Annotated in this window: 10 protein-coding genes; 5 read left to right on the top strand and 5 right to left on the bottom strand. The window is 70.4% G+C overall.

Going from position 1 to position 12005, the window contains the following annotated elements; translation table 11 throughout:
- Positions 1-29: 29 nt before the first annotated feature.
- Both ACZ7L6_RS25490 and ACZ7L6_RS25485 read right to left on the bottom strand, forming a co-directional pair.
- A complete protein-coding gene (locus ACZ7L6_RS25490; protein ID WP_471928107.1) occupies positions 30-812 on the bottom strand; it encodes an ABC transporter ATP-binding protein in 783 nt (260 codons plus the stop codon).
- 17 nt (positions 813-829) lie between these two features.
- Complete coding sequence (locus tag ACZ7L6_RS25485) at positions 830-1345, bottom strand: PadR family transcriptional regulator (RefSeq protein ID WP_471927624.1); 516 nt, start codon at positions 1343-1345, stop codon at positions 830-832.
- A gap of 244 nt (positions 1346-1589) precedes the next feature.
- Here ACZ7L6_RS25485 and ACZ7L6_RS25480 point away from each other — a divergent pair, with 244 nt between their 5' ends.
- From ACZ7L6_RS25480 to ACZ7L6_RS25460, 5 genes are all read left to right on the top strand, one after another.
- Positions 1590-2861 (top strand): ABC transporter substrate-binding protein, encoded by a 1272-nt coding sequence (locus ACZ7L6_RS25480; RefSeq protein WP_471927622.1) that lies wholly within the window; start codon positions 1590-1592, stop codon positions 2859-2861.
- 134 nt (positions 2862-2995) lie between these two features.
- Positions 2996-4639, top strand: coding sequence for a glycoside hydrolase family 13 protein (locus ACZ7L6_RS25475; protein ID WP_471927620.1), 1644 nt, complete (start codon positions 2996-2998; stop codon positions 4637-4639).
- A gap of 39 nt (positions 4640-4678) precedes the next feature.
- Positions 4679-6016 (top strand): ABC transporter substrate-binding protein, encoded by a 1338-nt coding sequence (locus ACZ7L6_RS25470; protein WP_471927618.1) that lies wholly within the window; start codon positions 4679-4681, stop codon positions 6014-6016.
- Between the two features lie 6 nt (positions 6017-6022).
- Positions 6023-7387: an ABC transporter permease gene (locus ACZ7L6_RS25465; RefSeq protein ID WP_471927616.1), complete on the top strand. Its 1365-nt coding sequence runs from the start codon at positions 6023-6025 to the stop codon at positions 7385-7387.
- Between the two features lie 8 nt (positions 7388-7395).
- Entirely contained in the window at positions 7396-8235 is an 840-nt protein-coding gene (locus ACZ7L6_RS25460; protein ID WP_398821741.1) for a carbohydrate ABC transporter permease, read from the top strand.
- 246 nt (positions 8236-8481) lie between these two features.
- Here ACZ7L6_RS25460 and pgl read toward each other — a convergent pair whose 3' ends face one another.
- Genes pgl through zwf form a run of 3 tightly spaced genes read right to left on the bottom strand, consistent with a single transcriptional unit; the run spans position 8482 to position 12004 of the window.
- Entirely contained in the window at positions 8482-9267 is a 786-nt protein-coding gene (gene pgl / locus ACZ7L6_RS25455) for a 6-phosphogluconolactonase (RefSeq protein WP_471927614.1), read from the bottom strand.
- The gene (gene opcA, locus ACZ7L6_RS25450) at positions 9264-10469 is read right to left on the bottom strand and encodes a glucose-6-phosphate dehydrogenase assembly protein OpcA (RefSeq protein ID WP_471927612.1); all 1206 of its coding nucleotides are present in this window, start codon (positions 10467-10469) and stop codon (positions 9264-9266) included. The genes pgl and opcA overlap by 4 nt, the downstream gene beginning before the upstream one ends.
- Complete coding sequence (gene zwf / locus ACZ7L6_RS25445; RefSeq protein ID WP_471927610.1) at positions 10466-12004, bottom strand: glucose-6-phosphate dehydrogenase; 1539 nt, start codon at positions 12002-12004, stop codon at positions 10466-10468. Before zwf ends, opcA begins: the two co-directional genes overlap by 4 nt.
- Position 12005 lies beyond the last annotated feature (1 nt).

Below are 12005 nucleotides of genomic sequence, written 5' to 3'. Positions count from 1 at the left end.
GGTCGTACACCCGTATGTCCACGCGCATCTCAGTCCTTGAGCTCCAGCACACCGGATATCCCGGACCGGCGCGGCGGCGTGCCGCCGTCGAGCTCCGCGTCGTCCGCGATCCGGCCGTCGAAGAAGCTGATCACCCGGTCCGCGGCGCTCGCCAGCCGGGCGTCATGGGTGACCAGGACGATCGTCTGGCCCCGCTGGTGGAAGCGGGACAGCAGCCGCATCACCTCACGGGTGCCCTTGCTGTCCAGGCTGCCCGCGGGCTCGTCGGCCAGCAGCAGCGGCGGACGGTTGACCAGGGCCCGGGCCAGCGCGACCCGCTGCTGCTCGCCGCCGGACAGCTCGCCCGGCATGCTCCGCTCCTTGCCCGCGAGGCCCAGCTCGGCCAGCAGCTCCGCCCGCTCGGCGCGGGCCCGCTTCGGCGGGACGCCGGCCAGCAGGGCGGGCAGCTCGACGTTGTCGGCGACGGAGAGGTCGGAGACCAGGTTGAAGAACTGGAAGACGATCCCGATGCGCTTCCTGCGCTCCACCGCCCAGCGGGCCTCGCTCCACGCGTCCGCGCACTCGCCGTCCAGCCAGATGCTGCCGGTGTCGGGCCGCTGCAGCCCGCCCAGCAGATGCAGCAAGGTCGACTTACCGGCACCCGACGGGCCGGTGATCGCCAAGAACTCGCCCTGCCGCACGGAAAGATCGACCCCGCGCACGGCATGCGCCGGAGCGCCCTCGCCGTAATGCGTCTTGACCAGGCCCTCGGCGCGCAGCACAGGGGTCCCGGAACCTGCCTCAGGCGCCGCAGCGCCGTCAGCGCCCGGCACAGGAGTGGAATCGTTGCTCACTCCAGCTCCTCCAGCTCTTCCTGGCACCGTTCCAGCCAGTCGAGGTCGGCCTGCAGATGCAGCATCGCGCCCTCTATCAGCAGATGGGCGATGCGGTTGTCCCGGTCCTCGACGGCGGCCAGCTTCGACAGTTGACGCATGGTGTTCAGGTACTGGCGCCGCTGTTTGTTGATGAGGGCGATCTGGTCGGCGAGACCGGTCTGCGAGGCGAGGGCCAGCTTCATGAAGAACTCGTCCCGTACCCGTGGCTCGTCCTCGGGCTCCTCGAACCAGGCGCGCAGCGCCTCACGCCCGGCATCGGTGAGGTGGTAGACCTTTTTGTTGGGTCGGCTGGACTGCTCGACGTCCTCGCCCTCGATCAGTCCCTGCTTCTCGAGGCGGCCGAGGGTCACATAGATCTGGCCGACGTTCGGCTGAGGGTACGCGGAGCCCAGCATCTGCTCAAGGTCCTGCTTGAGCTCGTACCCGTGGGCCGGTCCGCGCGCCAGCAGGGCCAGGAGGGGCAGCCGCACTCGTGCTCTCCTCCTCGCATCTGGGTAATGTGCCCTGAGGCCCTAGGGCCTGGCGCCGATCTCCCGCCTGCCCGGCGACGCCTGGCACGCACGCTCGCCGCACGCACCAGACGCCGCCGGGCCCGCCCTACGGGCGGACGGCGGGAGATTGCCACCAGGCCCTAGTATCGCGCATACCTAACAGGTATACATGGCCTCTGGATCCGAGCGAAGATGCCCGGTGCCGGTGTGCAAGGAGGAACCTATGCGGTGGATACACGCCGCCGGTAGGGGCCTCCTCGTCCTCGTCGTGATCTTGGCGGGTTACGTCGCCTCAGGTGCGCGGGTTGACGAGAACACCGCGAGCGGCAGAGGGCCCCTGACTCTCGCCACCGCCGGCGATCTCACCGGCTATCTGGGCTCCGTCCTGGAGGGCTGGAACCGCACCCACCCCGGCGAGAAGGTCACCCTCGTCGAGTTGCCGGACTCCGCCGACGAGACCCGCGCGCAGATGATCACCGATCTGCGCGACAGCGACGGCGGCCGCTTCGACGTCCTCAACATCGACGTCAGCTGGACGTCGGAGTTCGCCGCGGCGGGATGGATCCGGCCACTGCCCCGAGACCGTTTCCCACTCGACAGCTTCCTGTCGCCGGTCGTCGACACGGCGACCTACGACGACCGGCTCTACGCCGTCCCGTACGTCACCAACGCCGGGCTGCTCCTCTACCGCAAGGACATCCTGGCCAAGGAGGGCGTCGACCCGCCGCGCACCTGGGCCGAACTGGAGAGGGCCGCGAAGACCATTGCGCCCGAGTACGGGCTCGACGGCTATGCGGGCCAGTTCCTGCCGTACGAAGGGCTCACCGTCAACGCCGCCGAAGCCGTCTACTCGGCGGGCGGCTCGATCCTCGGCGACGAGGGCGAGCGCGTCACCGTGAACTCGAAGGCGGCCCGCGAGGGCATCGGCTTCCTCGCGCGCGGCGTCCGGGAGGGCTGGATCCCGAAACGGGCACTGACGTACAAGGAGGAGGAGTCCAAGCAGGCCTTCCAGGACGGGCGCCTGCTGTTCCTCCGTAACTGGCCGTACGCCTATGCCGTCGCGTCGGCCAAGGGCTCGCCGGTCGCCGGGAAGATCGGCGCCGTACCGCTGCCGGGTCCCGACGGGCCGGGCAAGAGCGTCCTCGGCGGCTCCAATCTGGCCGTCAGCGCCCATGCCCGGCACCCCGACTCGGCCGCCCGTCTGATCGCGTACCTGACCAGCGAGCGTGTCCAGCGCCAGGTCCTCAAGCGCGGCGCGCTGCCACCCGTACGCGCCGACCTGTACCAGGACCCGGAGCTGGTGCGGGCGTTCCCGTACCTGCCGACCCTGCGCGAGAGCGTGCGCACGGCCCAGCCGCGCCCCAAGAGCCCGCGCTACGACCAGGTGAGCCTGGTGGTGCAGGCGATCGTGCACGACGCGCTGAGCGGGCGTGACACGCCCGAGGCGGCGGTGCGGCGGCTGGCGCGGGAGCTGGCGACCGTCTCCAGTCGCTAGTTACTTGTTAGGTAACGGCAGCGTCTCATCTGCCGCTCTGATGCCCTGGTAAGTCCATATTTGGCGGCCCAACTCGCCAGTACCTTTGTTTCTTTCATTGACACCCTCGCGATACGCCTACCTAACATGCATACATGTTGAGTAAGTACCACTGGTGGCGCGACGCGGTGATCTACCAGGTGTATGTCCGCAGCTTTCTGGACAGCACCGGTGACGGCGTCGGTGACCTGGCCGGGGTCCGGGCCGGACTGCCGTATCTGAAGAAGCTCGGGGTGGACGGGATCTGGCTGAGCCCCTTCTATCCCTCGCCGCAGCACGACCACGGCTACGACGTGGCCGACTACTGCGACGTCGACCCGCTCTTCGGCGACCTCGCCGAGTTCGATCTGCTGGTGGCGGGGGCCCGGCGGCTGGGCATCAAGGTGCTGCTGGACATCGTCCCGAACCACTGCTCAAGCGAGCACCCGTGGTTCGAGGAGGCGCTGGCCGCCGGGCCCGGCAGCGCGGCCCGTGCCCGCTTCCACTTCGCCGACGGGCGCGGCCCGGACGGCTCCGAGCCGCCCAACAACTGGCACGCGATGTTCGGCGGTCCGGCCTGGACCCGGGTCACGGAGACGGACGGCCGCCCCGGCCAGTGGTACCTGCACATGTTCACGCCGGAGCAGCCCGACTGGAACTGGCGCAACCCCGCGGTCGCCGCCGAGTTCGACCGCATCCTGCGCTTCTGGCTCGACCGCGGCGTGGACGGCTTCCGCATCGACGTCGCCGCCGGACTGTTCAAGCACCCCGAGCTGCCCGACTCGGACGACCCCGAGGCCGACGCCCGCACCCGCGACTCGGTCAACCCGCTCGCCTGGAACCAGCCCGAGGTGCACGAGGTGTGGCGTGGCTGGCGCTCCATATGCGAGGAGTACACCGCCCGCGACGGCCGCGAGCGGCTCCTGGTCGGCGAGGTGTCCGTCCCGACCGCGCGCGAGCACGCCCTGTACGTCCGCCACGACGAGCTCCACCAGGCCTTCTTCTTCGACCTGCTCAGCGCCCCCTGGGAAGCCGACGCCTTCCGCAAGGTCATCTCCGAGGCCATGCAGGACATAGCCGGCACGGGATCGACGGTCACCTGGGTGCTCAACAACCACGACCAGGTCCGCACCGTCACCCGCTACGGCGAACCGGCCACCGAGGGCAGCGGCCTCGGTGCCGCCCGCGCCCGCGCCGCCGCGCTGCTGATGCTGGCGCTGCCCGGAGCCGCGTACATCTACCAGGGCGAGGAGCTGGGCCTGCCCGAGGTCGTCGACCTGCCCGACGACGTGCTCACCGACCCGATCTTCCGCCGCACCGGCAGCCGGGCCCGCATCCGCGACGGCTGCCGGGTGCCGCTGCCCTGGTCGGGGCAGGCGTCGCCGTTCGGCTTCACCTCCGGCGTGGAGAGCGCCAAGCCCTGGCTGCCGCAGCCGGACTACTTCGCCGAGTACGCCACCGACCGGGCCCTCGCCGACACCCGCTCCTTCTGGCACCTGTACCGCGACGGCCTCCAACTGCGTGCCGCGCTGCCCCAGTTGGGCGAGGGCACGCTGCGCTGGCTGGACAGCCCGCCCGGCGTCCTGGCCTTCGTCCGCGGCGACGGCCTCGTCTGCGCCGTCAACTTCGGTACGGCGCCCACGTCGGCGCCCGTCTCCGGCACCCCGCTGCTGTCGAGCGGCCCCTGCCCGGCCGGCGTCCTGCCCGGCTCCACGGCGGCCTGGTGGATGAGCGACGGGACCGAGTCCACCACCGCCTGATTTTCCGTCAGTTCCCCCATCCCCGAAGGGACATCAACGATGATGCGACGACGTACCACCCTGCTCACCGGCTGCACCGCCCTCGTCCTGGCGCTCGGCGCGACCGCCTGCGGCGGCGGACCGGTCTCCGCGGGCGGCGGCGACAAGGCCCTCAGCGGTCAGACGGTCACCGTGGCCGGAGTCTGGACCGGCACCGAGCAGAAGAACTTCCAGAAGGTGCTGGACGCGTTCACCGAGAAGACCGGCGCCAAGACCGAGTTCGTGTCCACCGGGGACAACGTCTCCACCGTCGTCGGCAGCAAGATCGAGGGCGGCAACGCCCCCGACGTCGTGATGGTCCCGCAGCTCGGTGTGCTCCAGCAGTTCGCGAAGCAGGGCTGGCTCAAGCCGCTGTCCGGCGCGGCCCAGAAGTCGGTGGACACCAACTTCGCGCCCGTCTGGAAGAACTACGGCAGCGTCGACGGCACCCTCTACGGCCTCTACTTCAAGGCGGCCCACAAGTCGACCGTCTGGTACAGCCCCGACGCCCTCGCCCAGGCGGGAGTCGAGGCCCCGAAGACGTACGACGAGATGCTGAAGGCCGGACAGACCGTCTCCGACTCGGGCCTCGCCGCCTTCTCGGTCGCCGGGCAGGACGGCTGGACGCTGACCGACTGGTTCGAGAACGTCTACCTCTCCCAGGCCGGACCCGAGAAGTACGACGCCCTCGCCGCGCACAAGCTGAAGTGGACCGACGCGTCCGTGGTCGAGGCGCTCAGCACGCTCGGCAAGCTGTTCAAGGACAAGGAGCTGATAGCCGGCGGCCAGAAGGGGGCCCTCAACACCGACTTCCCGGGCTCGGTGGAGAAGGTGTTCGGGCCGAAGCCCGAGGCGGGCATGGTCTACGAGGGCGACTTCGTCGCGGGCGTCGCCAAGGACCAGTTCGGCAAGTCGATCGGCGAGGACGCGAACTTCTTCCCGTTCCCGGCGGTCGGCGGTGGCGAGGCGCCGGTGGTCAGCGGTGGTGACGCGGCCGTCGTCCTGAAGGACGGCAAGAACCAGAAGGCCGGCATGGCACTCCTGGAGTACCTGGCGACGCCGGAGGCCGCGGCCGTCTGGGCGGAGGCGGGCGGCTTCCTGTCCCCGAACAAGAACGTCGACCTCGCGTCGTACGGCGACGACGTCACTCGCGCGACCGCCAAGTCCCTTGTCGCGGCCGGGGATTCGGACTCGGTCCGCTTCGACATGTCCGACCAGGCCCCGGCGGCGTTCGGCGGCACCAAGGGTGCGGGTGAGTGGAAGCTGCTGCAGGACTTCCTGCGCGACCCGTCGGACCCGAAGGGGACCGCGGCGAAGCTGGAGGCCGCGGCGGCCAAGGCGTACCAGGGCCAGGGCTGACCGGTCATGACCGCCACACTCGTGCAAGAGACGAACCCGGCGCCCTCCGCGGGCGCCGGCAAGTCGCGTAAGCGGCACACCCGGCGGCGCGGACGGGTCATCGCCCTGCTCTTCGTCTTCCCCGCGCTGCTCCTGCTGGGCGCCCTGGTCGTCTACCCCGTCCTGTTCTCCGTCGGGCGCAGCTTCTTCGACGCCTCCGGCACCCGTTTCGTGGGCGGCGAGAACTACGCCGAGATGTTCCGGGACCCGGCCACCCTCAAGGCCATCCGCAACACCACGATCTGGGTCGTCGTGGCCCCGGCCCTGCTGACCGGCCTCGGTCTGATCCTGGCCGTGCTGGTGGAGAAGGTCCGCTGGGCGACCGCCTTCAAGCTGCTGCTGTTCATGCCGATGGCGGTGTCCTTCCTCGCGGCCGGCATCATCTTCCGGCTCGCGTACGACGAGGATCCCGACAAGGGTGTGCTGAACGCCGCCGCCGTGTCCGTGCACGACGCCTTCCAGGGCACGTCGACCTATCCGACGGCCCGGGCACGCGACGGGCAGGGGCTGACCAAGGAGGCGGACGGCTCGTACCGCACGAGCGCGAGCGCGTCTCCGGGTGAGGCCGTGACGCTGGGCCTGGTCGGCGTGCTGCCCGCCGACCTGCCCGGGGACGCTCGGCCGGCGTATGCGGCGGCCGAGCGGAAGGCGAGCCCCGGTGAGCTGCGAGGGGTCGTGTACCTCGACTTCACTCCCGGTGGGGGAGGGGAGCAGGGCAAGGTCGACCGGCGGGAGAGCGGGCTGCCGGAGATGAAGGTCGAGGCGGTGCGGGCCGGGGAGACGGTCGCTTCGACGACCACCGCGGCCGACGGTTCCTTCCGCTTCGAAGGGCTGGACGACGGGTCGTACACGGTCGAACTCCCGGCCTCGAACTTCGCCGCGCCCTACGAGGGCATCTCCTGGCTCGGGCCCACGCTCGTCACGCCGGCGATCATCGGGGCGTACCTGTGGATCTGGACGGGCTTCGCCATGGTCCTGATCGGCGCGGGTCTCGCGGCCCTTCCCCGGGACGCGCTGGAGGCGGCGCGGATGGACGGCGCGAACGAGTGGCAGATCTTCCGGCGGATCACGGTTCCGCTGCTGGCGCCCGTGCTCACGGTCGTGTTCGTCACCCTCGTCATCAACGTGATGAAGGTCTTCGACCTCGTCTACATCATCGCGCCCGGGCCGGTGCAGGAGGACGCGACGGTGCTCGCGACGCAGATGTGGCTGGTGTCGTTCGGCGGCGGCAACAACCAGGGCCTGGGCAGCGCGCTCGGCGTACTGCTTCTGCTGCTGGTCATCCCGGCCATGGTCTTCAACGTCCGTCGTTTCCGAGGGAGTCAGCGATGAACGCGGCCATGAACACGGTCAGGCGCGGCCTGGGCAACGGGCTGGTGCAGGCCTTTCTGGTGGTGATCGGTCTGGTGTGGCTGACGCCGCTGGCCGGACTGTTCCTGTCGTCCCTGCGGTCCGCCGAGGACACGGCGAACGGCGGCTGGTGGACGGTGTTCGCCAGCCCCGGCCAGCTGTCCTTCGACAACTACTCGGCGCTGCTGGGCAACGCCGGGATCACCCAGGCCTTCTGGAACACCGTGCTGATCTCCGTGCCGGCGACCCTGCTGGTGGTGGTCATCGCGGCGCTCGCCGGGTACGCCTTCGCGTGGCTGGACTTCCCCGGGCGGGAGGCGATCTTCCTGGTCGTGGTGGCGCTGCTCGTGGTGCCCGTGCAGATAGGTCTTCTCCCGGTCGCCAAACTCTTCGGCCAGCTGGGGCTGTTCGGCACGATTCCCGGTGTCGTCCTGTTCCATGTGGCGTACGGGCTGCCGTTCGCCGTGTTCCTGCTGCGGAACTACTTCGCCGAGATGCCGAAGGAGATGCTGGAGGCGGCGCGGATGGACGGGGGCAGCGAGTGGCGGATCTTCACGCGGCTGGTGCTTCCGGTGGGGCGGCCGGCGATCGCCTCACTGGCCATCTTCCAGTTCCTGTGGGTGTGGAACGACATGCTGGTGGCGCTGCTGTTCGCCGACAGTGCCTCCCAGCCGCTGACCGTGGAACTCCAGTCGCAGATACGGCAGTTCGGCAGCAACATCGATGTGCTGGCGCCGGGGGCGTTCGTGTCGCTGGTGGTGCCGGTGGTCGTGTTCTTCGCGTTTCAGCGGCACTTTGTGCAGGGGGTGATGGCGGGGTCGGTGAAGTAGGTTTTCTCGCCCCCGCCGCCCCTACCCGTCCCATCCCCCAGGGGCTCCGCCCCTTCGACCCCGCCAGGGGGCTCCGCCCCCTGGACCCCGCTCCTCAAACGCCGGAGGGGCTGACTTACCAGCCCGTCCGGCGTTTGAGGACGAGGCCCCTTCAGGGCCGAAGCGGGGGTCTGGGGGCGGCAGCCCCCAGGGACGGGAAGGGTAGGGGCGGCGGGGGCGAAATCCATCCCTCGCCGCACCCCCCTCTCACGGCGACGCAGGCGGATACAGCGACCGTGGCAACTGGGAAGCCGCCGCCGAGTCCAGCAGCCACAAGGTTCTCGAACGGCCGCGCGCTCCCGCCGCCGGTGCCTGGATCTCGCCCGCGCCCGACAGTGCGATCGCCGCGGCCTGCGCCTTGTCCTCGCCGGCCGCCAGGAGCCATACCTCGCGGGCCGAGCGGATCGCCGGGAGCGTGAGGGTCACCCGGGTCGGCGGCGGCTTCGGGGCGCCGTGGACGCCGACGACCGTGCGTTCCGTCTCGTAGAGCGCCGGGTGCTCCGGGAAAAGCGACGCCACGTGGGTGTCCGGCCCCACGCCGAGCATCAGGACGTCGAACGTCGGGACCGAGCCATGGTTCTCCGGGCCCGCCGCTCTCGCCAGTTCCTCCGCGTACGCGGCCGCCGCCGCATCCGCGTCCGTGCCGAACGGGCCGTCCGACGCCGGCATGGCATGCACCCGCTTCGGGTCCAGCGGCGCCGCGTCCAGCAGCGCCTCGCGCGCCTGCGTGACGTTGCGCTCCGGGTCGCCCTCGGGGAGGAAGCGCTCGTCGCCCCACCAGAGGTCGAGGCGGCCCCAGTCGATCGCGTCCCGGGCGGGGGCGGCCGCCAGCGCGGCCAGCAGGCCGTTGCCGTTGCGGCCGCCCGTGAGGACGACGGACGCGGAGCCCCGGGAGGCCTGCGCGTCCACGATCTTCGTGATCAGCCGGGCCGCCGCGGCCTGTGCCATCAGCTCCTTGTCGTGGTGCACGACGAGCTGCGGTGCCGTACTCACTTCGCCGCCGCCTTCTTCACCGGTTCCAACGCCGCCGCTTCCTTCGCGGGTGCTTTCGCAGCGGCTTCGACGGGAGTCTCGACCGCTGCTCCTTTGGCCGGCGATCCCCCTTTGTCCTGCGACTCCTCGGCCCGTGCGTCGTCGGTTCGTGACTCCTCGGCCCCTGAGTCCTCGGCCGGCGACTCCTCCGCCCTCGCCACCGCGGCCTCGGCCGGCGCCACGGCCTGCGCGGCCTTCGCCACGGCGGCCTCGGCGCCCCGAACCGCCGGAACCGGAGCGGAGTTCAGCCGCTCCACGCCGAACCGCAGCGCCGACGCGTACGTGTCGTCCGGGTCGAGCCGCCGCAGCTCCTCCGCGATCAGCTCGGCCGTCTCCCGCCGCTTCAGCGCCACGGCACGGTCCGGCTGGCCCTGGATGGAGAGGGTCGCCAGGGAGCCGTCCGCACGGTCGAGGGTGATCGGGCCGCAGTCGGTGGCCATACGGACCGCCGTCAGACCGGGGCCCGACGACAGCGACCGCTTCACGGGGACGTCCAGCCGGTCCGCGAGCCACATCGCCAGCAGCTCACAGCTCGGGTTGAACTCCTCGCCCTCCACCTCGACGGCCCGCACCTCGCAGACCACCTGGTCGAGAGCCGCCGCCAGCATCGAGCGCCACGGCGTGATCCGGGTCCAGGACAGATCCGTGTCGCCCGGAGTGTAGGCGTCGGCGCGGGCCGACAGCTCCCGCACCGGCTGCTCCGAGGCGTACGTGTCCGTCACCCGGCGCTGGGCCAGCGCACCCAGCGGGTCGTTCGCCGGGTCGAGCGGTGCGTTCACCGGCCACCAGACCACGACCGGGGCATCCGGCAGCAGCAGGGGAAGGACGACGGACTGCGCGTGTTCGGACACCTCGCCGTACAGCCGCAGGACCACCGTCTCGCCGGTGCCCGCGTCCGCGCCCACCCGCACCTCGGCGTCCAGCCGGGACTGCGTACGGTCGCGAGGGGAGCGTGAGACACGCTTGATGACGACCAACGTGCGCGACGGGTGCTCGTGCGAGGCGTCGTTCGCGGCCTTCAGGGCGTCGTACGCGTTCTCCTCGTCCGTCACGATGACCAGCGTGAGCACCATGCCGACGGCCGGCGTACCGATGGCCCGGCGGCCCTGCACCAGCGCCTTGTTGATCTTGCTGGCCGTGGTGTCGGTCAGGTCTATCTTCATGGGCGGCGCCAGCTCCGTCCGTCTCGCTCGAGCATTTCGTCCGCCTCGACGGGACCCCACGTACCGGCCGGGTACTGGGCCGGCCTGCCGTGCTTGTCCCAGTACTCCTCGATCGGGTCGAGGATCTTCCAGGACAGCTCGACCTCCTCGGTGCGCGGGAAGAGGTTGGCGTCGCCGAGCAGGACGTCCAGGATCAGACGCTCGTACGCCTCCGGACTGGTCTCGGTGAAGGACTCGCCGTAGGCGAAGTCCATCGACACGTCCCGGATCTCCATCGACGTGCCGGGCACCTTCGAACCGAAGCGGACCGTGACGCCCTCGTCGGGCTGGACGCGGATCACGATCGCGTTCTGGCCGAGTTCCTCGGTGGCCGTCGTGTCGAAGGGGGAGTGCGGCGCACGCTGGAAGACGACCGCGATCTCGGTGACCCGGCGGCCGAGCCGCTTGCCGGTGCGCAGATAGAAGGGGACGCCCGCCCAGCGGCGGTTGTCGATGCCCAGCTTGATCGCGGCGTACGTGTCGGTCTTCGACTTGGCGTCGATGCCCTCCTCCTGGAGGTACCCGACCGCCTTCTCGCCGCCCTGCCAGCCGGCCGCGTACTGCGCGAACACCGTGTCGCGGCCCAGGTCCTTCGGCAGTCGTACGGCACCGAGCACCTTGGTCTTCTCGGCGGCCAGCGCGTCCGCGTCGAAGGAGGCGGGCTCCTCCATGGCCGTCAGGGCCATGAGCTGGAGGAGGTGGTTCTGGATGACGTCACGGGCGGCGCCGATGCCGTCGTAGTAGCCGGCGCGGCCGCCGATGCCGATGTCCTCGGCCATGGTGATCTGCACATGGTCCACGAAGGACCGGTTCCAGATCGGCTCGAACATCGTGTTGGCGAAGCGCAGCGCCAGGATGTTCTGGACGGTCTCCTTGCCCAGATAGTGGTCGATGCGGAAGACCTGGTCCGGGGCGAAGACCTCGTGGACGACCTTGTTGAGCTCCTCGGCGGAGGCCAGGTCGTGGCCGAACGGCTTCTCGATCACCGCGCGCCGCCAGGAGCCGCCGGTCTGGTCGGCCAGCCCGTGCTTCTTCAGCTGCTGGATGACCACCGGGAAGGAGCGCGGCGGCACCGAGAGGTAGAAGGCGAAGTTGCCGCCCGTGCCCTGGGCCTTGTCCAGCTCCTCGATGGTGCCGCGCAGCCGCTCGAAGGCGTCGTCGTCGTCGAAGGTGCCCTGGACGAAGCGCATGCCCTGGATGAGCTGGTGCCAGACTTCCTCGCGGAAAGGGGTCCGGGCATGCTCCTTGACCGCGTCGTGGACCTCCTGCGCGAAGTCCTCGTTGGCCCACTCGCGGCGGGCGAAGCCGACCAGCGAGAAGCCCGGCGGCAGCAGACCCCGGTTGGCCAGGTCGTACACGGCGGGCATCAGCTTTTTACGTGACAAATCGCCCGTAACGCCGAAGATCACCAGGCCCGACGGCCCCGCGATACGCGGGAGCCGTCGGTCGGCGGCGTCACGAAGCGGGTTCGCTTCCGTGACGGTGAAGGGTGGCAAG

Source organism: Streptomyces sp. NPDC107522 (genome assembly GCF_055657525.1).
The sequence above is the reverse complement of the archived record's forward strand: the minus strand, read 5'-3'. Positions and strand labels throughout refer to the sequence as shown.

Coding starts and splice junctions, on each gene's coding strand:
- ACZ7L6_RS25470 (WP_471927618.1), top strand. CDS start 4,679: ATGATGCGACGACGTACCACCCTGCTCACCGGCTGCACCGCCCTCGTC.
- ACZ7L6_RS25460 (WP_398821741.1), top strand. CDS start 7,396: ATGAACACGGTCAGGCGCGGCCTGGGCAACGGGCTGGTGCAGGCCTTT.
- opcA (WP_471927612.1), bottom strand. CDS start 10,469: ATGAAGATAGACCTGACCGACACCACGGCCAGCAAGATCAACAAGGCG.
- ACZ7L6_RS25480 (WP_471927622.1), top strand. CDS start 1,590: ATGCGGTGGATACACGCCGCCGGTAGGGGCCTCCTCGTCCTCGTCGTG.
- ACZ7L6_RS25475 (WP_471927620.1), top strand. CDS start 2,996: ATGTTGAGTAAGTACCACTGGTGGCGCGACGCGGTGATCTACCAGGTG.
- ACZ7L6_RS25465 (WP_471927616.1), top strand. CDS start 6,023: ATGACCGCCACACTCGTGCAAGAGACGAACCCGGCGCCCTCCGCGGGC.